A 25,920-nucleotide genomic window follows, 5' to 3' on the forward strand; every position below is an offset into this window, starting at 1 on the left:
GTCTGGGATCAAGATGCTTAGCGTGTCCTGGCCGTCATCCCGGCTGGTGCCAAGGATGACGGGATCAGATGACACCAGACCTTAACGTAGCTGGCAGATATCAATGACCTTCATGTCGGTGTAATCGAGATTCTCGCCGCCCATTGCCCAGATAAAGGAATAATTGGCGGTGCCGCTGCCCATATGGATGGACCAGGGCGGGGACATGACGGCCTCGCCATCGGCCACGACGATGTGACGGGCCGCTTCCGGCTCACCCATGAAGTGGAAGACGCGGTTGTCACCAGGAATATCGCAGTAAAGATAGACTTCAGAGCGGCGGTCATGCAGGTGCGGAGGCATGGTGTTCCACACCGATCCGGGCTTCAGCATGGTCAGGCCCAGCAGCAACTGCGCCGACTGACAGGTGGCGGGTACGATATACTGATAGATCGTGCGCTCATTGCTGGTTTCCAGCGCACCGCGCTCCAGGGCCACCGCATCAGTCAGGCCGATCTTCTTGTTAGGGAAGCTGGCATGGGCCGGGGTGGAGACCAGATAGAACTTGGCCGGGCTCGCAGCATCGACCGATGCAAAGGAGACATCCTTTGCCCCCATGCCAACATAAAGCCCATCCTTATTGCCCAGCGCATAGACCGTGCCGTCCACCGTCACAGAGCCTGCACCGCCAATATTGACAATGCCCAGCTCACGGCGCTCCAGAAACGGATGACCCGCGGCGGATGCCGGCTCGGTCTGGTGCGGCAGCACCACAATACCGGCCACCGGCGTGGCGCCACCCACCACAAACCGCTCATTATGGCTGTAATTCAACACCACCTGATCGGCCACAAACAGACCGGTCATCAGATAACGATCCCGCAGGTCATCATTGCTGGCACCCTGCATCATGGCAGGGTGAGTGGCATGGTAGGTCTTCGCAAACATATTGTTACTCCCGGCTTTTTTGGTATCCGGCCCTGGGGCCGATGGTCATGGCGTCAACAGCGCTGATCAGAGTTTATAGGCTTTTTTCGGCAAGTTGTATGACAAATCAACAATCACCTCGGCCGCCTCGTCCTCATCCAGCCGGTGTTCTGCCACCATGCGGGCCAGGAAGGCGCTGTCCACGCGGCGCGCCACGTCATGGCGGGCCGGAATGGACAGGAAGGCGCGGGTATCGTCATTGAACCCGACTGTGTTGTAGAAACCGGCAGTTTCCGTAACCTGCTCGCGGAAACGCATCATGCCTTCCGGGCTGTCATGGAACCACCAGGCAGGCCCCAGTTTCAGTGTGGGATAATGCCCGGCCAGCGGCGCCAGTTCGCGGGCATAGGTTGTTTCGTCCAGGGTGAACAGGATGATCGACAGGCGCTTGTCATTGCCATACCGGTCCAGCAAAGGCTTCAGTGCCCGGATGAAATCGGTGCGCGACGGCACATCAGCACCCTTATCGCGGCCAAAGCGGGCGAAAACCTGACCATTATGGTTGCGGAAGGCACCGGGATGGATCTGCATGACCAGACCATCCTCAATGCTCATGCCCGCCATTTCGGTCAGCATCTGCCCCCGGAATGTCTCGGCGTCGGCTGCGGTGAAGTCACCTTTCAGCACCCGGTGGAACAGCTTCTCCGCATCGGCGGGCGACAGGTCGGCGGTATTGGCGGTGATATGGCCATGATCGCTGCTGGTCGTGCCAACTTTCATAAAATCCTGTCGGCGCTTGCGGTGTGCGTTTAAATAACCTTGCCAGCTATAGACATCTTCGCCCGTCGCTTCCGCAAAGGCACGCATGGCGGTGGGGAACTGTTCATGTTCGGGATCAATCACCGCATCGGGACGATAGGCGGAAATGACCCGCCCCCCCTTCCAGCCACTGTTCAGCACCTTATGATGATGATCCAGCGTATCGGTCGGCCCCTCGGTCGTCGCGATCAACTCGATATTGAACCGCTCAAAAAGGGCGCGCGGGCGGAATGCCTCGGTCTGCAACGCCGCATCAATCGTGTCGTAGTAATGGTCAGCGGTGTCAGCCGACAGGGCGACATCAAGACCAAACACCTTGCTGAACACAAAATTCATCCACAGCCAGCTTGGCGTGGCACGGAACAGGTGAAAATTCGACGCAAACAGATGCCAAGCCGCACGTGGATCCGCCTTGGACGGGCCGGAACGGTCGCCGACACCGACATCCTCCATGGCGATGCCCTGGCTATAGAGCATGCGATAGACATAATGATCCGGCGACAGCAGCAATTGCGTCGGGTTGCCGAAATTCTGGTTATCGGCAAACCAGGACGGGTCCGTATGCCCGTGCGGGCTGATGATCGGGAGGCCCTGGACCAACTGATACAGCCGCCGCGCAATGGCGCGGGTACCGGGTTCGGCGGGGAACAGACGGTCATCGTGCAGGGCCAGGGGCTTGGACATCGACAATACCTTGCGGGCGCAAAACGAAACGGGTGACAGCACTTTCACTAGGTAACCGGTGTCATGCCAGAAGACAATAGGATTGTTGCGACAGGCGGTGGTTTTTTCACCCCCCTGCCGCAAACCCGCCGCCGAACCCGTATCAACCCCAACGGGGCGTGCTTCCTGTCATCAGAACGCTGGCAACGGCGCCGGGCGTCTTGCCCCGGCCCGGCTATGGCTGATGGGCAGGGTGGTCATGTGACCCTGTTCAGCCCCATTCAATGGGCGAGCTTTAGCGTCGCCACGCCCGCGATGATCAACCCAACGCCAATAAAGCGCATCAACGACGCGGGATCACCATAAACATACACCCCAACAAGAAAAGTGCCGGCGGCACCGATCCCGGTCCAGATCGCATAGGCTGTGCCAATCGGAATGGTTTTCTGGGCTAACCAGAGCAGCACACCGCTGATCCCCATGAAGGTAACCGCAACCAGGATGCCACTGATCCGCGTCGACGGATTCTGGGCCATTTTAAGGCCGACAGGCCAACCGATTTCAAACAGCCCGGCAAGGAAGAGATAAAGCCAACTCATGCCATGATCTCCTTAGATCGCGGGATTAACCCATATTCACTTTGGTTCGGTCCGCAGTTGTTCCTCACAACCCGACCCTCCCAGGTTCAGGGGCCAGACCCGGACCGCACCTGCCTGCGTAATGACCTTCATACCAGAGGGATGTTGGGCGAAGACAGCACCATGAATCTTGGTTTTTCATCCTATTGTGATATAGGATGATGAACCTATTTGATGGAGCATCCCATGACCCCCAACCTCGCCGGATTGACCTTAAAACAGCGGCAGGCCGCCCTCAATGCCGCCATGCTTGACCCCGATCTCGATCATCCCCCCTCAACCAGCAACAACACCTTTCACGACGCAACGGCCAGCCCGCGCCTGATGGAAGGATATAATTCCCGTGCGGCAGATGAGATCACTTGGGCCAAGATCGCCTTTCATCTGGCTGCCGGCGTGCCCATCATCAAAATCGCCGAACATTATAAGCTGTCCCGCACCACCATCTGGCGTGCGATCAGCCAATCACCCAACCTGCGGCGACGCATCGCCGAGGAACGCGCTCTGATGCGGCGGGAAGCGGACAGCCGCTTTGTGGCCATGCGGGAACTGGTGGTGGATACGCTCTACCGTGCGGTCGCCGACGGCAACATGCGCGCCACGATCTGGGCCGCCGAACGGTTGGGCATCGGTGACAGCCTGCTGCAACGGGCAGAAAAACCGCCGCGGGCCGGTAACGCCCATCTGCCCGATATCCAGCGGCCGCCAGCAGCGCGGCACACGACCCCGCCGCCCGAAACCACCTCTGCGCTGTCCCCGGCAACCGTCCCGGACCCCGACGCGACATGCGCGACGGACCCTGTCGCCCCGCCGCCTGATCCCGTTCCCGCAGCGGCCCCGGCTTCCAGCCCGCCCACGCGCAGCAGGCCGTCTACCGCCACGCAACGACAAACGGCTCGCACCATCACCCGCCCGGTGCCTCGCCATCCACAACGCTCGCGGTTGACAGCCCTCCCCCGCCGGGCCCGGCCATCCGTGCGGGTGCTGGCCTGGCTGCTGCATAATGCTCAACCGACCGCCGATGGTGCCGATGGTGTGCCTGGACTGGCCATGGCCCGCTTGGTCGCCCAGGCCCGCTGGCTGGCATTGACCGGCAAACACAAGGTTCAATGACGCGCACCGGCACCGTTTCTCGTTCCACACTGTTTCACAGGGTTAACGCCATCCTGCCCACCCGATCCCGATGCACCGCCATCGACGGCCGCCGCTGCGGCCCACCTGTTCCCCATTCTGCGCCACGGTCAGGATGCTATGCCCGACCGCATGCAGACTGCTGGCCCGATCCGTCCTGAATGTTCATCCAGGGGGAAAGGCAGGGTCCGGGATGTCCTACAGGCCGGCCAGGGCGATGAAGCCCAGGGTAAACACCGCCAACAGCACCGTCTGCCCGACCAGGGCCGCCACGGGACGCGGCCCCAGGGCCGCCATGTCGCGCAAGCTGGTTTTCATACCCAGGGCCGCCACTGCGATAACCAGACAGGCACGGGACAGGTCTCCCATCGCCGCCAATACTGGCGCCGGCAACAGACCGGCACTGTTGACCGCCACCAGAACCATGAAGCCCAGCAGGAAGACCGGGATGGATGGCAGGCTGGTGTTGTGGGCATTACCGGCATGCCGATCGCGAAAAATCCAGGCCACGGCCATGACCACCGGCACCAGACAGGCCACCCGCATCAGCTTGACAATGGCCGCGACCTCGGCCGCATGGTCGGAAATCAGATATCCGGCCCCGACCACCTGGGCCACATCATGAATGCTGGCACCAAAGAACAGGCCCGCCTGCGCCTCCGTCAGGCCCAGCAGCCGCGCCAGCAGCGGATAGGCCAGCATGGCGACGGTCGACAGGGCGGTAACCCCGATCACCACGAGCAAGGTCGGCTTTTCTGCCTGATGGCGGGCCGGCAGGGCCGCCGAAATGGCCAGGGCGGCGGACGCGCCGCAAATGGCGACCGACCCTGCCGACAGCAGGGCATGGGCAGGCTGCAAGCGCAGCCATCGGCCGATGAGATATCCACCGGTCAGGGTGAACAGCAGCCCGGAAAGGGCCAACAACACCGCCCCCCAGCCCAGGCCCAACATATCGGCCAGCGTGACCTTGGCCCCCAGCATCGCCACACCCAGGCGCAGGATCGGTTTTGTCGCCAGACTGATGCCGGGGGTGCAGCGGGGATCGGCAGCAAGAAAATTCAGCCCCATGCCAAAGAACAGGGCGTACAGCATGACCGGTCCACCCTGCCAAGCCGCCATCTGGACCGCCGCCAACGCCACAATGCCAGCCAGAATCAAACCCGGCAGACCATCGCGCCCGCGCTGGACCAGCGGATATCGCGCTGTCTGACTGGTCCAGGGGGCAAACGTCATCGGGCCAGCGTCCCAGACGCCATGACAGGACGCCGATCACGGTGGGTCACCATCCGCTCATGCAGCCGGCGGATCGTGTTGCTGCCCGTCTTCACGAACAGGAAAGGAAACAAACCATGAAGGATGCAGGCCATCGCCGCGAACAGCATCGTGAAGCCGAAGGAAAAAGCCTGGCCCATATGGGCCCAATAGCCTTCCCCAACAGAGGCCGGATGTTCGGTGAACAGGCGGGTCAGCATGGTTTTTTCCTCTGTGCTGGAAACCCGGGAAGCCTATCACCCACTGAGGGTGATTTTTGTCTAAAATTGGCGACAAAAAGGCGAGATATGTGCAAAAATGTTCTATGTCATGGCCGCAATGGAGAATATTTTGGATCAGATCGACCGCAAGATACTGGCCACTCTGCAACAGGATGCCAGCGGCACCGTCGCAGAGATCGCGGAGCGCGCCGGTGTATCGCAGACCCCCTGCTGGCGCCGGATCAAACGGCTGGAAGACGAAGGGGTGATCCGCAAACGGGTGGCCCTGCTGGACCCGAACCGTCTCAACCTGGGACTGACGGGTTTCATCCTGATCCGGACGGCGACACATTCCGAAGAATGGCTGCGCAAATTTGCCGACGGTGTCTGCCGTATTCCCGAGGTGATCGAACTTCACCGCATGTCGGGCGATATCGACTATCTGATAAAATTTATGGTCGACAGCATCGCCGGGTACGATGCGCTCTACAAACGGCTGATCAAGGTGGCCGAACTGTCGGACGTCTCGGCGGGCTTTTCCATGGAATGTCTGAAATATACAACGGAACTGCCCCTGGATTATGTTCGGAGCTAGGCTTTATGGAAATGAGTTCGGGCCAAGCCCACTCATTTCCCTGGCTATCGGCCCCGCGCGGACAGGCGGGAACAAACCTGACATCGTTATCCGACACTTGCAAACGACACGCTTTGAGTGAATTTTGGGGGTGGGTCAGCCGACCCCTGGCCGCCTTCACGAACGGGTATTCCATCGTGGCAGATCGCAAACCGACGATCATCGATGTGGCGCGTGCCGCCGGTGCGTCGATCAAGACCGTTTCCCGGGTCATGAATAATGAACGCTATGTCAGCGCGGAAACGCGTGAACGCGTTTTAAAGGTCATGGCGGAATTACAGTTCCAGCCCAACAAATCGGCACAAAGCCTGAAGGGCGACAAATCTTATCTGATCGCCCATGTTTATGGCGATCCCGGCGGTTACTATACCGGCCAGATCCAGATGGGTCTGCTGACGCGGTTCCGTGACCAGGGTTACCATTTGCTGATTGAAGAAATCGACTATCGCGGCGACGACGTCGAAGACCGGGTCAGCAAACTGGTCAATCAGTTGAACCTGGATGGCGTCGTGGTAACCGCCCCTGTCACGGATAATGACACGGTGATGAGTGTTATTGAACGGGCCAAGGTCCCCTATGTGCGCGTTACGCCGCAACGGGAACGGGAGGGCGGTTCCTCCGTACGGATTGATGAACGCGCGGCCAGCAACGATCTGACCATGCACCTGCTGGCCTTTGGCCATCGGCGTATCGGCTTCATTAAGGGGCCGGAACATCATGCTGGTACCCGTTTACGCTATTCGGGCTATTGTGATGCCTTGCGCGAATATGGGCTGGAACCGGACCCGGAGATTATCGAGCAGGGGGGGTTCACCTACCGTTCTGCCCTGCCCTGCGCCCGCCGCCTGCTGTCACTGACCGAACCACCGACGGCCATTGTGGCATCAAATGACGAAATGGCCGCCGCAGTCCTGTCAGTGGCCCATGATCGGGGCCTGTCGCTGCCGGGCGACCTGTCGGTGGTCGGCTTCGACGACATTGAACTGGCCGAAATGGTGTGGCCGCCACTGACCACGGTCAAGCAGCCGATCCAGGAACTGGCTGATGCGGCTGCGGAAATCCTGGTCAATATTCTGACCCGGAAAAAACAACCGGGGGAGACAACACCGGTGATCCACCGCGTGCTGCCCCACCATGTCGTCATTCGCCGGTCCACCGCTCCGCCGGCCCGGCGTTGATCAGAAGTCGCGCTCTGCCCGGCAATGATCACGCAGGAACTGCGCATGGTGCGGCAGGCCGGCAACCTGGGCTTTCAGCAGCGGAGCTGACCGGTCCAGCGTCTCCGTGATGACACTCATGGGCAGCTTATCCACGAACGGCTGGTACCGCGCCGGGCGCACACCCATCCCTTCATAGACCGACTGCCAACTGGCCGCGCCGAACAGTTCTTCCAATCCCTGCCGCAGAATGCCAGTCGCCTTGAAAAGCTCCATGCGGGCGCGCAAGGACGCCGGAATCGGGGTCCGTTGGGCCGCACGCCAGAAGGGCGTGTCGTCGCGCTGCGTGGTGCAATAGTGAAGAACAATGAAGTCCCTCACTTCTTCATACTCCGCCGCCACCCGCCGATTGAATTCAGCCTGCAAGGATGGGTCACAGTCGGCATCGGGGAAAAACCGGAAAAGGTAATCGACGGCGCGATAGACCAGATGGATGGCCGTGGACTCCAGCGGTTCGATAAAGCCGGCGGCCAGCCCCAGGGCCACGCAGTTCTTCTCCCACATCTTCGCCCGCATGCCGGTTTTGAAGGGGATGATGTTCGGCTCGATCAGGGGGCGGCCCTTTACCTGTCGCATCAGGGTTGCCACCGCCTCGTCATCCGACAGAAAACGGCTCGAATAGACATAGCCGTTGCCGGCCCGATGCTGCAGCGGGATGCGCCAGCGCCAGCCGCAATCCTGTGCTTGACTGAGCGTATAGGGATGCACATCGGCATCATCATCGGTATTCTCTGTCTGAACCGCCACGGCCCGATCACACAGCAGCTCATCGGCCCAACTGACATAGCCCACGCCCAGCGTCTGGCCGATCAGCAGGGCGCGGAATCCTGTGCAGTCAATGAAGAAATCACCATCCACCACCTTGCCATTGGACAGGTCCAGCCCGGCAATGGACCCATCGGGATGGGTGCGCACCCGGTTGATCCGCCCCTCCGTCCGGGTCACGCCGCGTTCTTCAGCGTAGCGGCGCAGATACTGCGCCACGCGCTTGGCATCGACATGCAGGGCATAGGACGCCGACGCGATCATGGTGCGCGGCGCCTTGAAGGGCAGCAGGAACTTCATCTGATCGGCCATCACCGTGGCCGCCGCGAAATCCTGCAATTCGGACGGATGGCCCGCCGCCTTTGCCCGCAGCCAGCATTGATAGAATTCGTGATTATCGATCAAACCGCCCAGCGTGCCGAACGGGTGATAATAATGCTGGTTCTTCTTGAACCAATCCTCGAACCGGATAGCCAGTTTAAAGCTGGCATTGGTCGACTTGATGAAATCCTGCTCGTCGATGCCCAGGCTGCGCAGCAGAACGACGAAGGGCGGGATGGTGCTCTCTCCTACCCCGATGGTGCCGATCTCATCGGATTCCACCAGTTCCACCGCGGTACTGGTGCCCTTCGTCATGAAGGACAGCATGGCGGCGGTGATCCAGCCGGCCGTGCCACCCCCGGCAATGACGATCCTGTTCAACGGCTTCATGGCGTTCCCTCTTGTCCGATTTCTTGCTTAGACAACGACCTTGGCATACCGGTCGATAAACTCCTGGTGTGTGGGGCAATCGGCCACTGTATCGGCGATGGCCTTGCGCATGCCGGCCAGTCCACGCGACAGGCTGGGCACATCAAAGCCATCCAGCGCCGGGTCATAGCCCTCGGGCAGGAAATCAAAACCGGCATAGATGGCAAGCCAACTAGCCGGCTGGAACATCTCCCAGCGGTAGCGGACCATGTGACCCCGACGCTTCCACATTTCCACCTTGCGGATCAGCGTGTCGGGCAAGTCGATGGCCCGGCAATCGCGCCAGAAGGCGGTGTCCTGGCGCCGGTTCAGCCAGTAATGCAGGATGATGAAGTCGCGCACCCGCTCCATCTCTCGCTGGCTCCAGTCATTATATTCTTCAACCAGCACAGGGTCGATGTCCCGCTGCGGGAAAAGCTGTTTCAGCTTGTCGATCCCCGTCTCGATCAGGGCGATGGAGGTGCTTTCCAGGGGTTCCAGGAAACCAGAAGACAGGCCGATGGCAACACAATTGCCCTTCCAGGCCTGTTTACGGCGACCTGGCGTAAAGGAGATGCGGCGCGGCGCCATTTTCAGGTCACCGCCCACAGCGGCCAGCAATTCCGCTTCTGCGTCGCTATCGCTGATATGACGACTGGAATAGACATAGCCATGACCAGTCCGGTGTTGAAGCGGGATGGTCCAGCGCCAGCCTGCTTTATGCGCTGTTACGCGGGTAAAGGGTGGCGGCGGGGTGATGGCATGCCCCTGTGCCGCCAGCGCGCGGTCACAGAGCAGCCACTGGCCCCAATCCTCATACCCAGCACTCATCGCCCCTTCGATCAGCAGCCCCTGGAAGCCGGAGCAATCAATGAACAGGTCACCCGTGACGGTGCTGCCGCTATCCAGCAGCACGCCCGCGATATGGCCATTCTGCGGGTTGAGTTCCACCTTCTCGATCTTGGCGTCGATACGCTGAACACCCAGTTTTTCTGCCGTCTGGCGCATCAGTTGCGCAAACAGGCCGGCATCGAAATGCAGGGCCCAATCAAAGACCGACAGGGTGGAAGGCGGGTTGGGCGACGGGGTCGTGAACCGTCCGCCGCGGGCCAGGGCGACCGCCAGCGAATAATCGCCCAGGTCCACCTTCTCACCAGCGGCGCGCAGGCGCAGCCAATATTGATGGAAGGGAATGTCGCGGAGATCCTGGCCATAGACGCCGAACGGATGAATAAAGCTGCTATCCTTGTTCAGCCAGCCATCAAACCGAATGCCCAGCTTCACCGTGCCATGCGTGGCCCTCAGCACATCCAGATCGCGCAGACCCAACGACTGATAAAAGCGGCGGATGGTGGGGATCGTCGCCTCGCCCACCCCGACGGCGCCGATGGCGGAGCTTTCGATCAGGGTGATCTTCAACCCCGATCCCTGGAAATGGTTGGCCAGCGACGCCGCCGTCATCCAGCCGGCGGTCCCACCACCGACAATGACCAACTCACGGATACGGCTCTCGCTCAGCATCGGCATTCTTCCAGGAAAGTCTGGGGGGATTGTACAGGTGAATGACAAAGAAAAAAGGGCGCCGCCTTGACGTGGGTCACGTCCCGGCAGCGCCCCGTACTCAGCCTACAGCGTGATTACCACTTGAAGCGGACACCGACGGTGTAGCGGCTTTCATACTCGTTCTGCCAGGCGTACTGAGTGGTTCCCGGTGCAAACTCCACGAAGTAATCCTCAATCTCGCCGGTGATGTTTGAACCGTTGGCGTAAACTGTGATTTTTTCGTTGACGTTGTAGCTCAGGTTCACATCAACGAACTGCGTGGTGTCCTGATAGACGGGGAAGTCCTTGAAGGTGTTTTCCAGACGCTTGCTGCGGAAATTGTACGCAACACGAGCCTGGAAGTTATCGTCCTGGTACCAGCCGATCAGGTTGTACTGATGCTTGGAATTGTCCGCGAACGGCAACTTCTTGCCCGACGACAGGGTCTGTTCGGAGGGCGAGTAGGTGTAGTTCGTGTCGACACCGAAGTTGGAGATGAAGCTGTCATTGTCCAGGAAGTCCTTAAAGGACAGCTTGGCGCCGACCTCAACACCTTCCACGCGGCCACCTTCACCCTGCTGCGGACGGGTCACGTTGACCGTGCGACGGATGACGCCATCCTGGTCGGGGTAACGGCCGTCGGCGGTGGTGCGAGTGACGACGTAGCTTTCGATATTCATCCGGAACACGGCCAGATTCAGCATGCTGGCATCGCCGATATAATATTCGATGGCCGCGTCCCAGTTATCTGCACGCCACGGATCCAGTTCAGGATTACCGTTGGCCTCAGCGCTGGTTACAACACGAATGCCCAGACCCGGATCATCCGCCGTATTGATCTTGAGAGCACCGCCATACTTCAAAAGGTCCAGCGGCTGCATGGTCTTGCTGTAGCTGAAGCGCAGCCGCAGATCGTCAGTGACGTCATATGATGCGTTCACAGCCGGCAGATAGTCGTAGTAGCTGCGCTTGGAAACGACGTCACCGGCATCGATGTTCGTGTCACCATAATTCAAGGTGTCGCCGGTGATGTTCTGGCGGACCTGCAATTCGGTACGGATGATCTTCAGACCAGCAGTACCGGATAGAGGACCATATTCGAACGTGGTGTTCAGATAGCCACTGTCTTCCGTCAGATCAACGGCATAGGACTGGCCGGGAATGATGGCGCGGTCGGCACCACCGAACACCTTCTTGTGGAAGGCCTCCGGATCATCGAAGTCGCGCGGATCAATGGCCCAGAAGCCCGGGATACCCTTGGTGATGGAGCCCATATTGTCCACCCAGATCACGTTATTATACGTGTCGAGGCGGGTCGGGGCATTAACGGTATAGCCTTGGAACACTTGCTGGCCCGTGACCGGATCGCGAACAAATTCACCGGCCTGGCACTGGTTCTGGTTCATGACAACGTCGATGGCCTTCCACTGGGCCGAACAGCCCGTTGTGTTAGGCCGGCCGGCGGCGTTCACGCCCTTGCCCTGGTAGAAGTTAGAGAACAGATGGAACTGTTCGATCGAAACGGAACGGTCGCTGCGGCGGATACCCACATCGATCTTGTTGAGGAAACCACCCATCGGCTCCTCAAAATCATAATGCGTATCGATACGATAGACGCTCAGGTCCGACTTTGCTTCATTGTTACCTTCTGACGAGAAGGCACCGATGGCGTAGCTGTCCTTGTTGGCCATGTAGTCGGTTAGCGTTTTGCCAGCACCCAAACCACCGGAAATGACGCGATCAAAGCCGGACCAGACGGGGCTGCTGCCTGAGATGTCGTAATGCAGCTGCGGGTTCTGACCATAACCCAGCGGGTTCGGGTCGACATAACGCCCACCCAAGCTGCCAACGATATTGTTGGTATAGCGCGAGGCAGGGAAGGTCGAGGCGATGGAAGCGGGATAGAAGGTGCCCCGAGTGCGATCATTGGCGTCACGGAACAGCGTGAAACGGCCGGGTGCATAACGCCAGTTCGACAGATCGCCCTGGGCCTGGCCATTCATCGACAGACGGTCAGCGTCCGAGCGCATCGCCCGGGCTTCCATCTTGAAAGGCCCCCCATTATCGTACCGCAGCTCGGCATTATAGTTCTTCGACTCAGACTTGTTGACCCGATTGACCGAGAACGAATTCACCCACCAAGCGTCGATGTCATACTCATCCACGGCCAGCCAGTTGCTGCCGCTGACCGGTGTGCTATCGGTCGGCTTGGCCCAGATACCAAAAGCATCACCCGACCAGCGGTTGGAGATGTTCAAACCGGCAGCGCGGTTATACTCGTCCATCTTGGTGTAAAAGCCTTCGGCCAGGAAGGTGAAGCCTTCCCCCAGATCGGCTTCGAACGCGCCGGAAATGGAGAGACGGTCGCGCTCCGTTTCTTTCTTGAAGCTTTCAAAACCATGCGGCGAGATAAACTGATTGGCCGCCGTGCCGCCCCAGTCATTATTGCCCGAAAGACCACCGGTGCCCGGTCCGGGCGCCACGCCCGAATAATTGTTGCCAAGGTTCGCCTGGCTGCCGGCCGCAGAAACGAGAACACCGATGCGGTCGCCGCGATAAGCAACGAGGCCGTTGGCCAGATAGTCCTTTTCCTTCGTATCTTTGCCCGTTTGGCCTTCCAAAGCACCCGAGGCAGAAAAGCCGTAGGGCATGTCCGAAGGACGGCGAGTACGCAGATCGATCGTGCCGGAAATCCCGGAAAGGGCGTTCTTGGTCTCGGTGCTTTTGTAGACAACCACCGCGTTCATCAACTGAGCCGGTACATCGGTCAGGTTCGGCTTGGCTTCGCCCTGATTACCGGCGGACAGGTACTGTTCGCCGTTCAGCATCGTGATGACCTGCGGCAGACCGCGGACATTCACGGTAGAACCTTCGCCGGCGTCACGACGGATCTGGATACCAGGGACGCGCTGCAGGCTGTCAGCGATTGTCACGTCAGGCAGCTTGCCGATATCTTCAGACGAGATGGCATCAACGATGGCCGTCTGGTTGCGCTTGACATCAACCGAGCGTTGCTGAGAAGCGCGTACGCCAGTGACAATGATTTCATCAAGCGTATCAGTTGCTGCCGGTGCGGCCTGTGCCACGGCGTTGGAAACCAGCGCAAACGGCGAAGCACCAGCGAGCAAGGCCACGGCCATGCCGCGTCCAAACATAGAATGCATCCCTTTCAAGAGACCCTCCCTCAGAGCAAAGTTTTACGTGCGATTTCTGGCGCCAGACTAAGCGGGATCGTTCGCAAAACACCGTGTCAGGGTGCTTTACGTCCGATATTATCCTTGGGGCTACACAGTGAGCCGCTCGGTTTATTCCCCACCTATCAGGCGTGTTTCGTCACACGCTCCCATCCTTAGTAGTTCCGAATTTACGAAAGGTCGGCTTGATGTCAAGCGCAATATGTCATCGTTGTCATACCGGTTGACAGCGCAGACATGGCCTGTCCGGGATACAAACAGAAAGTCCTTAAACAGAATGCTTCGTAAAGTCTTCCGCAACTGCGAGACGCTATCGCCGAAACCCAAATATTTCAGGCATTTCCTGGCCTGCAAGTCTGACCACAGCCAGATCTAGCGGTCCGCTGTTGCCAGGATGTCACGCTGGTTGATCGATTTAACGGTCACCCATCAGACAGAAAACGGACAACGTTGTCTGTTTCCGCTGGTATCGTTGTTTTCCGCTGCTACTATGACTGATGAAGCCGCCGGCAACAGGCGCAGGATAGGTCGGGGGATTATCGAGCCCGCCGATGTTCGTAAACGAAAAGGTCGGTTCCGCGCGGGCAATGGCAGCGTTCACCTAAGAAACAGTGTCTTAAACCAAAAACTGGGGGACGGGAATGAACAACAGAAAGATGCGAGGCTTTATGTCCACCCTGCTGCTGGCCACGGCTTTGTCCGCTGGCATCGCGCGGGCCGCTGAAAGCGCGGCACCAGCCATCGCCACCACGGCCCCGGTTGCACGTCCCTGGATGAACACTTCACTATCCGCTGGTGCACGGGCTGATCTGCTGCTGCGTGCGATGACGGTCGAAGAGAAAAAGCTACTGGTTTTTGGATATTTCGGATCGCCGTTTAAAGAACGCAATTATCTGCCGCCCGCTGGCATTCGTATGGGATCGGCCGGGTACATTCCTGGCATCGACCGCCTGGGAATTCCAGCACAGTGGCAGACCGATGCGGGCCTTGGGGTCGCAACGCAGCGGGACTCGACAGAACCGATGCGCGAACGCACCTCCCTACCCGCTGGCATCGCGACGGTCGCCACCTGGAACCCTGCCCTGGCCCGCCAGGGCGGTGCCATGATCGGCAAGGAGGCCCGGCTGTCGGGCTTTAATGTCATGCTGGCTGGCGGCATCAATCTGGTGCGTGAACCGCGTAATGGCCGTAATTTCGAATATGGAACAGAAGACCCTCTGCTGGCTGGCATCATGGTCGGTGCTCAGATCAGCGGCATTCAGTCAAACAATATTGTCTCCACCATTAAGCATTACGCCCTAAATGCGCAGGAGACAGGCCGGTTTGTCTTGTCGGCCAATATTGATGAGGCCGATGCGCGCATGTCGGACCTGCTGGCTTTTGAGATCGCGATAGAGCGTTCGAACCCAGGCTCCGTGATGTGCGCCTATAATCGCTATAACAGCGACTATGCCTGCGAAAACGACTTCCTCCTGAACAAGGTGCTAAAGGGCGACTGGGGTTTTAAGGGCTATGTCATGTCCGATTGGGGCGCCGTCCACAGCACCGCCAAATCCGCCAATAACGGGTTGGACCAGGAGTCTGGCTATATCTTCGATAAGGAGATGTTCTTCGGCGCCGACCTGCTGGGCAAGGCGCTGGCCGATGGCTCCGTGCCCATGGCCCGTCTGGACGACATGAACCGCCGCATCCTGCGTGCGCTGTTCGACCATGGAGTCATGGACAATCCCGTGGCTGTCGAAGACCACAAGATCGATTATGCCGCCCATGCCGAGATTACGCGCGCCGACGCAGAGCAAGGCATCGTCCTGCTGAAGAATCAGGGCGGCATACTGCCACTCGCGGCGGGGGCGTCGAAGATTGCGGTCATTGGCGGCTATGCCGACAAGGGCGTGATGTCGGGCGGCGGCTCCTCCACCGTCTTCGGGCGCGGCGGCAATCCCGTGCCGGGCCTGGGTCCGAAGCATTTCCCCGGCCCCGTCGTCTTTCACGGTAATCCGCCCCTGGCTGCCATCCAGGCCCGTGCCCGCGGCGATGTCACATTCGATGCCGGTATCGACCCGGCGGCCGCTGCAAAGCTGGCTGCGGACAGCGATCTGGCCATCGTCTTCGTGAACCAATGGACGGGGGAGGCGATGGATTTCGCCCTGACCCTGCCGGACAACCAAGATGCGCTGGTCGCCGCCGTGGCCAAGGCCAACAAGCGTACCATCGTGGTGGTGCAGTCGGGCGGCCCCGTCTTTATGCCCTGGCTGAAGGATGTGGGTGCGGTTTTGGCCGCCTGGTATCCTGGCACCGCCGGCGGAGAGGCGATTGCCCGCGTATTGTACGGGGACGTGGACGCCAGCGGCCGCCTGCCTGTCACCTTCCCCGCCAGCCTGGAACAACTGCCACGCCCCAAACTGGATGGCGAGGGCCTACCCGAAGGCACCAAGTTCGAGGTTTCCTATATTGAGGGTGCAGCCGTCGGCTATAAATGGTTCGACAAGAAAGGCCACACGCCCCTGTTCCCCTTCGGTTACGGTCTGTCCTACACCGATTTCAGATACAACGACCTGAAGGCGGAGGTCGGTTCCGATGGTATCCTGACCTTGTCCGGTACGCTCACCAACACGGGCAATCGCACCGGCATGGCCGTACCGCAGTTCTATGTCGGGCCTGTTGATGGTGGTTGGGAGGCGCCAAAACGGTTGGCAGGTTGGCAAAAGCTTGAACTGACACCCGGCGCCAGCGCCCGGTTCAGAATTCCGGTCGATATGCGCATCTTGGCAATGTTTGATGTCGCAAAAAAAGAATGGGTTGTGAAGCAAGGTCGCTACACAGTTTGGATGGGTAAATCCGCTACCGACTTGGTTCTGGACACAGAAGTAACACTAAAGGGCACCCGGTTCACCGCCGTAAAGGAACGGTGATAGTAAAAAGGGGTGCGGTGTGACCCGCACCCCACGATCACTGCAAGTCGGGAGTGGATGTTCCAGATTTTTTTCACTGTTGACGCAGCCGATCCGCAACATAATTTCAGTCAACCGCAGGGCCAGCCGTTGTTGCCATCCAGCTAAGCCTTAGCCTGGTTAGCTGCGACGACCAGTCCAGGCATGATCAGGCCTGCAAGTACATTACGCCCAATATCGTGTCCCAATGATCTGGACTGGTGATGGAACCTCGTTCGCATCTGCTGTCCCTTTGACGGCACGATTTTGTGGTGGTCAAATCAATTGCAATCAATGGTAACTGGTTGCAAGGACAGGTTTAGTTCTGCGATGAACAAGAACACTAAGTCTCGGTTGATACATACCAAATGCACATTTAGCAAGATCATGCCGGTTACAGAAAGAATTCATAGACCAAAGAAACGTCACCAGCCCGGTGGCCGCCGAGTGAAGCAGCGGTTTCGAACAATTCTACAAAGCCCCATCAGCGATTGATACCGATTCAGAACGCCTCAAGCACCGTGGTGCTCTCGCATATTTGAGTTCTGGGCGATAACCATTGCACCGAGGACCCCCGCCCGGTTTTCAAGCGCCGGAGGTACGATAAACCCGGCCCCCAATGCCGGGTGTTGAACATAACCCGCCAGATACGCGTGCATTGCTTGTGCTGCCGCTAACCGGACACCATGACGTTGCCCAACTCCTCCCCCCAGGATGATACGGCGGGGTGACGTGACCAAAAGCAGGCTGACACAGAGCTGGCCGATATAATCACCCACCAAAGACCAGACTGGGTGGTCATCGGATAACTCCTCAGCTGAACGCCCTAAACGGTCAGCGATGGCGGGACCACAGGCCAACCCCTCAAGACAGTCTGAGTGGAATGGGCAATGACCTGGATACGGGTCCTTCACCGGATCGCGGCGAACCAGAAGGTGGCCAGCCTCCGGATGCATTAACCCATGAACAGGCATACCATTGACGACCAGCCCGACACCAATGCCGGTTCCAACGGTGATGTAAGCGAAATCACGCAAGCCCTGCGCAGCGCCCCAACGCCCCTCACCGAGGGCGGCACCGTTCACATCAGTATCCAGATAGACAGGAACGCCAAACTGGCGCGCTAGCGGAGCCAACAGCTTTGTCTGCGACCAGCCGGGCTTTGGCGTATCGGTTATGCGCAAACCATCCGGGTCTGCCGTGTCCAGACACAGCGGCCCAAAACTGGCAATGCCAATGGCATCGAACGGTTTAACCCGCTCCAACGCTGCGATAATGGCAGACATCGTGCTAGCAGGATCCGTTGTGGGGATACGGACCAGATCGGTAAGGTCTTCTGGCCCGCTGCCGGCTGCCAGGACAACCTTGGTTCCGCCGAGTTCGATACAGGCGACGCGCATTTTCTAACCGCCCTTCTTCACCAACCAACGAACAGACCACGGTAACAGCGCCACAGAGTGCTCTGTGATGTCCGTTTCTTCCAAGAGGTCATACCAGGGACCGTCGCCCAGCACAGCGGACAGATCGAGCACCGTACCGTGCTCCTTGAACCAGCCCAAACAAACGAGCCGGTCGCCAACACCGCCAACCCGCTCAAAAATCAGAAGACTGCGGTCAGGGCTGTTCAATGGACGGGCCGGGTTAGCCGCATGCAGACAATCGCGGTTTTGGCGCAAGAAGGCAAAACGGGCTATGGACCTATGGATGTCCCCTTCCGGCCGGGTCCAGTCCATCTGTGGGCGATGCAGCCAGCGGCCGTCCCCATGATCTGGTTCAGAGGCATAGTCCGGGTCGTTGGTCAGGGCCCGTTCATCCCCCATATAGATGGTGGGTATACCATCCAACGCAAAAGTGACACCGTAGAGCAACCGCAACCGTGCCAACGCGGCTGCGTTATCCTGCCCGTCCCGGAAACCCGCCAATGAGGCAGCCATTCCGTTCGTAGAGCGGACGGCACCAGGTTCAGCCTGAAATGCCTGACCGTCGGCAAATGAACCGGAAACCTCCCCGGCATAAAAGTCCGAGATCCAACCAAGCGTCTCATCCGGGATCACATCTTTAAGCGCGCCCCAGATGATGTCGTCGTGGCACCGAACATAGGTGAGCCACCCCGCCGCGGCGGGCTTGGCCAGCGCCTGGCTGAGACAGGTAGCCAGCGGTCTCGTATCTGCCGTTGCAAGTGCCGCCCACAAGGCCGTCATTGCAGTATTGTTATAGGCTAGATGGCACTCCGGATGATCGGGGTCGCCGAGAAAAGGCAGAACCTCTCCCAGACCGACAATTGCCTCAGCCTTTAACGCCACGGCGGGGGCAGCAATGGCCAGAGCGGCGCGCCACGCTCTGACCACCTGATGCGTTTCCGGCAGGCCACGGCAATCGGTCCCGTGGCGTTTCCATAGGAATGGGGCGCTGTCCAGGCGGAACACTTCCGCACCCTGGTTGGCCAGATACAGCAGCACATCCATCATCTCGATAAAAACGGCCGGGTTGGCGTAGTTCAGATCCCACTGGAATGGATAGAAAGTGGTCCAGACATGGCCCCCCATCTCGGGGACAAAGGTGAAATTGCCGGGCGCGGTCTGCGGAAACACCTGGCCAAGATGGGCTTCAATCGCCGTCACCCGCTCTGCGTCTTCCACTACATGGTAGAAGTCCCGGAAACGCTTGTCGCCCGCCTTAGCGGCGACGGCCCATTCGTGGCTGTCCGCTGTGTGATTACAAACAATGTCCAGACAAAGACTGATCCCACGTGCTCGAAGGTGGGTCGCCAATCTCCGAAGATCCTCAATTGTGCCGAGTTTCGGGTCAACCTGTCGAAAATCGGCAACAGCGAAACCGCCGTCACTATCGCCGGTGCGTGGTTTCAGCAGCGGCAAAGGATGGAAATAAGTCACACCAAGGCGCGATAACTCGTCAAGCCGCGCATTGGTGCCTGATAAAGTACCACCGAACCGGTCGATATAGGTGCAGTAGCCAATCATACCCGACTGCTGAAACCAATCGGGCGTCGCCTCTCGTACTAAATCAAGGTCACGCAGGTCGGCAGGCCGATCTAAAGCGGAAGAAAGAAGCCGGGATGCAAGTTCGCGTTCCCAGTCACCTTCGCCGTAAAGCGGACGCAGCGCCTCCAGCAAACGCGGCCAATGCTGCCCTATCCGATCGACAAGCCGATCGCGCAGATAGGGATCGTCCGGAATGGCCAAAGGAAAGGCAGACATGGGTGAACTCGTTCTGTAGGGCGATCAATTGCGATCGAGAAACCCCGGCCGGGGTTCCGGGAGGAAGGAGGGGGAGGAGGTTCCCCGGCCGGGTGCGCCACGTCAGAAGCTGTATTTCAGCGTGGCAGTGCTGGACCGCCCGTTGATGGAGCGGGCGCGGATAATGTTGTCGATGCCATTGGTGATGGAGCCTTCTTCGGATTCCGTCAGGCCCTTGGCATTGAACAGGTTGTTGACATTGATGGAGAGCGACAGGCCATCAGTGATGGCGGCATCAGCGAACAGATTCACCTGGGCATAGCCGGGCATCACCAGTTCGTTATTGTCCTGGGCATAGGATTTGGTGGTACCAATGATATTGGCGCCCAGGGTGTAACCCTCATAGCTATAAGAAGGCGTCAGCTGATAGACCAGCTTGGCCTGACGCCGCGGCGTGTTGCCCTTGACCGCCGGGGTCAAGGCGTCCTTGGAAATCTCGGCATCAGTCCAGGTTGCACCACCGCTCAGGAGAAAGCCCTCATAGCGATAGGTGGCCTCCAGCTCGATGCCCTTGGCCGTGTAAGTGCGGTCAAAGAAGCGCTGGCTGGTCGCCTCGAAGTTCTGTTCCTGCGTCTTAGCATAGAAGGCAGTGGCAAAGACGCTGACATCCTCGCCGCGCCATTTCAGGCCCGCCTCATATTGGTCGACCATATCGACCGCATCCTGCTTAGCGACCGACCCGTCAGCCCGCAGACGACCGAACAGCAGACGGTCGGCATTGGCGCGGCCCCCCTGGCTGACGCGGGCAAAGGCGGCCAGATCAGGATCGATCATATAGTTGGCACCCACCGACCAGGACCAGTAACCCCAGTCGTAATTGATCTTCTGCGGGTTGGCGCTGTCGATCACCGACACGGACCGTTCGGGCACATTGATGGTGCCGTCACGGTTCACATCGACCTGGGCCTGACGGCTGGCGATGTAATGGCCGCGCGCTTGCCCCTCATCCCGACGCAGCGAAGCGTCAAGGTTCCACTGCCCCATTTCCCACGCCGCCGAGACATAGGGCGCGTCGATCGTGTATTGCGCATCATAGCGGCGGGTACAGCAATTGCCCCACAGCGGCACACCATAGGCCAGCAGACCATTGCTGGTCAGCTTCTGACCCGCCGCGTTATACACGTCAAGCAGGCGGCCATCGCGGCCATTGACGTCCATGACATAGGTGTTCCACAGCCAGTCCATCTCAATATTCTGGCGCGCCTTGTAGTAACCGGCTGCCAAATCGATGGTGCTGTCGCCACTGATGATGGACTTGGTGAGCTTGAAGTCATTGGCCAGATTGGAGAAGTCATTAATCTCCACATCGAACAGCGCCACCCGCGTGGCCAGGCCATTACCATTAAGGGCCGACAGAGCCCCGACCGACGACCCATCGGTGTTACGCAGTGTGGCGCCCGTGCCGCCGATGGCGGTGGCCAGCGCCTGCGCGCCCATCACTTCCTGCGGGAACGGGCTGACAAAACGGCCTGAGGTATCGGCCACGCGCAGCTTGTTGGCCACGGCCCAGCCATCGGCCAGATCGAACTTGAACTCGCCGCCCACCGCCGTGGATACCGGGTGCATCCCGTCCTTCAGGCTGCTGGTGCGAACATTATTGTTGCCGTCCAGCCCGACATTGGTCAGGAAATTTGGCGTGTGCAGGCTGTCGGTCAGCAGGCTGAAATTAGCGATGGATCGGATCTTGGGATCGCTGTTGGTGCCACTGACCAGAACCGGCTGCGGCAGATAGCCGATGGCGCGGTCGTTCAGATACTTGAAATAGACACGCGCATAGCCGTTTTCGAATTTGCGGGTCAGGTTGGCCTTGATCTGGCCGCCGCTCTCCGCGTTGTAATCCGCGTTGCGTACGCCCTCGCCCTCGCGGTAGAAGCCGCCGATATGGGCATTCCAGTTATCGCCGATCGCACCACCAAACTCAAAATCGCCGCGCGTCGTGTCGTAATCCAGGCCGCGCGTGACCGCAAAGCTGCCGCCTTCCGTTTCACCGGTCTTGGAGATGAAGTTGATGACGCCGCCCGGTGAGTTGCTGGCCAGCGTGCTGGCCGAGCCACCCCGGATGGCCTCAACCCGCGCCACATTGCTGTCGGCGCGCAGGAAGATGTCGGCATTACCAAAGGCAATATCGCCAAATTCCATGACGGGCAGGCCGTCTTCATGCAGTTGCAGGAACTTGGCACCACCAGCCGCCACCGGCAGGCCGCGCACCGCGATGTTGGCATTACCCTCGCCACCCGTGGATTCCGACCGCACACCGGGGATATTGCGGAAAATCTCCGCCGTGCTGCGCGGAGCGGACTGCATCAGGTCGTCCGCCGACAGGGCGGAAACAGAGACGGAGCTGCGCATCTTGGAAGTTTGGCTGACCACGGCGGTCACGACAATCTCTTCCAACTGCAAATCGTCGCTGGCCGCGGGCGCGTCGGCCTGGGCGGCGGCTTGTGCGACCTGGGTTTCCTGGGCGTGGGCCATGGACAGGCTGAACGCCGCCAGCGCCGCGCCCATGGCGGACGCACGCATCAGAGTGCACTTCATTTTGGTTCTCTCCCTCTGGGACCAGTTTGGCCAGATATCGGGCGCCATTATGCGGCCCTTCTTGCTTCGAGGATGAGAATAAGTGATCTGCAATCGTTTGCAAGTTAGATTTTGCAGGATCGGCCAGATATTGGCATGGCCGACCGCACGCTGTTGTAAGAATCCTCTGATCTCAAGGCCTTGACTGTCGAAACGCTGTCACGACCTGTAGCGATAAAGATACAATCGTTTGCGGTGCAGCAAACTTAGCGTCCCGCTGTTTCCCGCCGCAGGTCGAAAATCCGCTCGTAAATGGCTTGGCGCATACGGTTCACGGCACCCAGCGGCTTATGGTCAGGCAGCGCGTGCCAGGGATTGTAGGAACTGGCCTCGCAGGCCGCGTTCTGGGCGTCGGTATTGAAATCCTGCTGCGGGATATTGATCCGCGCCACTTCCTGGAACGGCGCTTCGGTTTCAGACCATTCATAGCGGGAATCCTCCACACTCATATCACTGGTCCGTACCTGCACCATAAAGCGCATGCAGGCGGCGCCATTTTTTAGAGTCTCCACCATGGCAGCGCGTAGATAGTTGGGGTCTTTGGTCTTTGGGATGATCACAGGCTGCGGCTCGCATGGCATGGCGGAATATTTCACAGCCACCGCCTCCGCACCACTACCCAGCTGATACGGCACCATGGACCAGTAGCGGGTATTCAGCGGGTTATCGATCAACGAGCTAGTGGCCTCCACAGCATTGATCGTACCCTTCACACCGATGGACAGGGGGACAAGCACCGGCAACAGCCACTGCGTCAGCTTGCTGGGGCTGTCATTATACCCGACAAGCTTTTCATAATCCTTTGGCTCCGCCACCAGAAAGGTGGGGAAGTTGATCATGATGAAATCCTGGGTCGGGGCCGACCCAGGCGCCACCACCAGGGGTGCGCCAGGCAGCGGCTGTTCGCTGTTGCCTAGCACTTTCACCGCCATGCCACGTCCATCCTTCTCATAGTCGGGACGGTTGGGATTTTCGTTGGAATTGGAATAGCGGATGATGGCGGGATAGGCACCAGGGTTCGCAAACAGCCCATGGCGCAGCGCCGACGGCACCGTATCGCCCACCGTAAAGGTAGCGGCGACGCACCCATGCGGTTTGGGGTGCGCGTCGCGGCGCACCGGCACATTGGCATACTTCCGCTCCAGATGGGCATAGATGATGGCCGCAACACGGGCGGCTGCATCTACCTCCCCCGGCGCCAGCTTCTCCCCCGGCCCATTGGCGGCGGGATATGTGGCTGGATCGATTGGCCTGTAATAAGCATCGCCGCGTTCGGCACAGCCCGACAGCAGGGCAACCCCTGCCCCGGCCAGGCAAAGCCCAGCCTTCAACCGCTTGTTCATCATGTCCCCCGGCCTTAAAGCGTCTTCAGGTATTCGATCAGTGCCTGTTTGTCCTGGTCATTCAGCTCTGTGCCATAAAGCTTGCCGGAATGGCCGGAATTCAGGTTGCCGGGGAAGCCCGTATCAAACTCATAGGTCGGGCGGTTCGCGTCCGGCCCCGTTTGATAGCCGACATTGACGGGGTCGAACTCTCGGCTGCCGACATGGAACCGGGTGGGCCGCTTCGTCTCGTCCGTCAACAGGGCCGTCAGGTTCGGCACCGACCCATTATGCAGATAAGGTGCGGTGGCCCAGATGCCCGTCAGGGGACGGGCTTTATAGGAACGGGGATCGGCACCTTCATCGAAGGACCCGGTATAGGTTTTCGACATGCGGCCGGCGGAGATTGTGTCGCTGAGGTCAGATAGCAAAACACCGGCCACCTGCGTGGTAAGCGCATCACTCCGATTGGGCAAAGTTGCCCCGTAGCGTGTGGCCCAGAATTCGACGAGGTTGGGCCGCTTTCCTTCCAACTTACCGCTCTCCCAGGCTTGGCCTGTCGCTTTATTTAAGTTTAAAAGGAAATTGTCGGCCATAGCTGGATCGGTACCAATCACAGAAGTTTGAATCAGCTTTGCTTTATATGGCTCTCCTTCATCTTCACGGGCGATTACCTGATGACACAAGCTGCAATTTACGCCCAGGTCGGTCGCCCCATTATAGATCGCGGCTCCCCGCGCCGCTTTCTGCTTATCGATGGCGGGCAGAAATCCTTCCGGCCATCGCGGGGACCGAAGGGTCGATAGCCATTTTTCGATATGGCCAAGGTTGGTGGTCAGAACAGTCGACGCAAAACCAAAGCGCGGATTTTTGCCGGGCACAGTTTCGAAGCTGCTGTCGGGCGTGGTCCATTGCGCCGGATCATGGGGAACAACCCGGATCCGACCATAAACCCCCAAAACCTCGCCGACATTCCGGGCAAGCGGACCGAAACCAATGCCAACAACGGACGCATTTTTTGCAAAACCGTTCCATTGCACCACGTCGGACTGCGGAGCTCCCCACAGGAAAGGGTAACTGACTGGTGCGTTTGACGGGGAATAGTTCGCTTCGGGGACCGCGATATTAAATCCGGAGACTTGGTTAAAAATAGCACCAATCGCATCAATGCGACCGTTTCCCGGCAATGGCACGAAGCTGGCGCGTATCATGGCATCCTGTTCTACCCGCGCCTCCAACGGACGAACAGCCAGATTAGCCTTCAGCGTAACGTTCTTCGCCGCATAAGTGTCATAGGTACTTACACCCGGCTTCGCATCGACAGGACAGTCCTTGCTGTTATCGCTTCCGCATAGGTTACGGCGCAGATACTCCGCCAACCACATCTGATGTTCCGCCATCTGGCCCCGCAGCTCATTACGGGCGGCGGGCGTATCGGCGGTCAGGAACCCTTTGGACACAAGTTGCGTAACAAACCGGTCGAACTTTTCCTGCTGTTCCGAAGTCGCGAGAAGTGCGTCCAGTAGCTCCGCGTTGAATCTATAAAAATCACCCAGGGATGGCGCACCATCAATAATCAGGGACTTACCGTCATAATCAAGTTTGTTGGTATGGCACGCCGCACAGGTGGGACCCGCCCACGCCATTCCCGGCTTGCCATCCGTGCTGGTACCACCCGGCGTCACTGTAAAACCAATCGGGAGTGCTTCCGGATTCCAGATGTCTTTTTGTGCAGGGATGTAGCCTAGCCGGTCTATATTGGATGGCGCGATAAACCGCTCCTTGTTAGTGGCCTGCTCGACCACCACCAACCAGCCATACGGCACCATCCACGACCCTTGGGGGGTGAACCAGAATGCACGACGTTGTTCGGCAGACCAGCCTTGGTCCACGCCCCACCAACCGCCCCAACCACCATGCCCAGGCGCCAATTCAGCCACACCACCCGTCGCACTGCTAGCCGGCCATTTGGGTACCGGCAGTTTGCCTGCGGGAACGCTGCCGATCTCCACATACCCGGTATCTGCACCGCATGCACCCAGCGCCAGGAAGACAACTGCCATCGGCAGCATTTTCCTGTTACGAAACCACCCCTTGCCCCCCATACTGCTCCCCTTCCCCAACAGA

At 59.2% G+C, this 25,920-nt stretch carries 17 protein-coding genes; 4 read left to right on the plus strand and 13 right to left on the minus strand.

Features of this window, described 5'->3' with window-relative positions; all coding sequences use genetic code 11:
* Positions 1–81 precede the first annotated feature (81 nt).
* The 3 genes from kduI to CHU95_RS11140 form a co-directional block, all read right to left on the minus strand.
* Complete coding sequence (gene kduI, locus CHU95_RS11130; RefSeq protein ID WP_094456410.1) at positions 82–927, minus strand: 5-dehydro-4-deoxy-D-glucuronate isomerase; 846 nt, start codon at positions 925–927, stop codon at positions 82–84.
* Positions 928–993: 66 nt separating this feature from the next.
* The gene (gene uxaC / locus CHU95_RS11135; protein WP_094456493.1) at positions 994–2,409 is read right to left on the minus strand and encodes a glucuronate isomerase; all 1,416 of its coding nucleotides are present in this window, start codon (positions 2,407–2,409) and stop codon (positions 994–996) included.
* A gap of 260 nt (positions 2,410–2,669) precedes the next feature.
* Positions 2,670–2,987 (minus strand): DMT family transporter, encoded by a 318-nt coding sequence (locus CHU95_RS11140; protein WP_094456411.1) that lies wholly within the window; start codon positions 2,985–2,987, stop codon positions 2,670–2,672.
* Positions 2,988–3,212: 225 nt separating this feature from the next.
* On the opposite strand from CHU95_RS11140, the gene CHU95_RS11145 reads away from it, so the two are divergent.
* Complete coding sequence (locus tag CHU95_RS11145) at positions 3,213–4,139, plus strand: hypothetical protein (protein ID WP_133065507.1); 927 nt, start codon at positions 3,213–3,215, stop codon at positions 4,137–4,139.
* 216 nt (positions 4,140–4,355) lie between these two features.
* Here CHU95_RS11145 and CHU95_RS11150 read toward each other — a convergent pair whose 3' ends face one another.
* Together CHU95_RS11150 and CHU95_RS11155 are read right to left on the minus strand one after the other, a co-directional pair.
* Positions 4,356–5,390, minus strand: a complete 1,035-nt coding sequence (locus CHU95_RS11150) for a YeiH family protein (protein ID WP_094456413.1) — start codon at positions 5,388–5,390, stop codon at positions 4,356–4,358.
* A complete protein-coding gene (locus CHU95_RS11155; protein WP_094456414.1) occupies positions 5,387–5,629 on the minus strand; it encodes a DUF6356 family protein in 243 nt (80 codons plus the stop codon). The genes CHU95_RS11150 and CHU95_RS11155 overlap by 4 nt, the downstream gene beginning before the upstream one ends.
* Positions 5,630–5,759: 130 nt before the next feature.
* Here CHU95_RS11155 and CHU95_RS11160 point away from each other — a divergent pair, with 130 nt between their 5' ends.
* Complete coding sequence (locus tag CHU95_RS11160) at positions 5,760–6,224, plus strand: Lrp/AsnC family transcriptional regulator (RefSeq protein WP_094456494.1); 465 nt, start codon at positions 5,760–5,762, stop codon at positions 6,222–6,224.
* 176 nt (positions 6,225–6,400) lie between these two features.
* Positions 6,401–7,441 carry a LacI family DNA-binding transcriptional regulator gene (locus CHU95_RS11165; protein WP_245838151.1) on the plus strand — a complete coding sequence of 347 codons (1,041 nt, stop codon included), beginning with the start codon at positions 6,401–6,403 and terminating at the stop codon, positions 7,439–7,441.
* On the opposite strand, the gene CHU95_RS11170 is transcribed toward CHU95_RS11165, so the two are convergent.
* The 3 genes from CHU95_RS11170 to CHU95_RS11180 form a co-directional block, all read right to left on the minus strand.
* Positions 7,442–8,956, minus strand: a complete 1,515-nt coding sequence (locus CHU95_RS11170) for a tryptophan halogenase family protein (protein ID WP_094456415.1) — start codon at positions 8,954–8,956, stop codon at positions 7,442–7,444.
* Positions 8,957–8,983: 27 nt separating this feature from the next.
* Entirely contained in the window at positions 8,984–10,495 is a 1,512-nt protein-coding gene (locus tag CHU95_RS11175) for a tryptophan halogenase family protein (RefSeq protein ID WP_207762452.1), read from the minus strand.
* 116 nt (positions 10,496–10,611) lie between these two features.
* Positions 10,612–13,671 carry a TonB-dependent receptor gene (locus CHU95_RS11180; protein ID WP_094456416.1) on the minus strand — a complete coding sequence of 1,020 codons (3,060 nt, stop codon included), beginning with the start codon at positions 13,669–13,671 and terminating at the stop codon, positions 10,612–10,614.
* Between the two features lie 680 nt (positions 13,672–14,351).
* Between CHU95_RS11180 and CHU95_RS11185 the strand changes: the two genes are divergently transcribed.
* Positions 14,352–16,622, plus strand: coding sequence for a beta-glucosidase family protein (locus CHU95_RS11185; protein WP_094456417.1), 2,271 nt, complete (start codon positions 14,352–14,354; stop codon positions 16,620–16,622).
* Positions 16,623–17,152: 530 nt separating this feature from the next.
* Here CHU95_RS11185 and CHU95_RS11190 read toward each other — a convergent pair.
* The 5 genes from CHU95_RS11190 to CHU95_RS11210 all read right to left on the minus strand — a co-directional run bounded on the left by CHU95_RS11190 (position 17,153) and on the right by CHU95_RS11210 (position 25,856).
* Complete coding sequence (locus tag CHU95_RS11190; protein WP_094456418.1) at positions 17,153–18,040, minus strand: ROK family protein; 888 nt, start codon at positions 18,038–18,040, stop codon at positions 17,153–17,155.
* A 3-nt stretch (positions 18,041–18,043) separates the two neighbouring features.
* Positions 18,044–19,858 (minus strand): alpha-amylase family glycosyl hydrolase, encoded by a 1,815-nt coding sequence (locus CHU95_RS11195; protein ID WP_094456419.1) that lies wholly within the window; start codon positions 19,856–19,858, stop codon positions 18,044–18,046.
* A 102-nt stretch (positions 19,859–19,960) separates the two neighbouring features.
* Positions 19,961–22,432 (minus strand): TonB-dependent receptor domain-containing protein, encoded by a 2,472-nt coding sequence (locus CHU95_RS11200; RefSeq protein ID WP_094456420.1) that lies wholly within the window; start codon positions 22,430–22,432, stop codon positions 19,961–19,963.
* 245 nt (positions 22,433–22,677) lie between these two features.
* Entirely contained in the window at positions 22,678–23,817 is a 1,140-nt protein-coding gene (locus tag CHU95_RS11205) for a catalase family protein (RefSeq protein WP_094456421.1), read from the minus strand.
* An 11-nt stretch (positions 23,818–23,828) separates the two neighbouring features.
* A complete protein-coding gene (locus CHU95_RS11210; protein ID WP_094456422.1) occupies positions 23,829–25,856 on the minus strand; it encodes a di-heme-cytochrome C peroxidase in 2,028 nt (675 codons plus the stop codon).
* Between the last annotated feature and the right edge of the window lie 64 nt (positions 25,857–25,920).

Origin of the sequence: Niveispirillum lacus (assembly GCF_002251795.1) — a bacterium.
In the GTDB taxonomy this organism is placed as follows: domain Bacteria; phylum Pseudomonadota; class Alphaproteobacteria; order Azospirillales; family Azospirillaceae; genus Niveispirillum; species Niveispirillum lacus.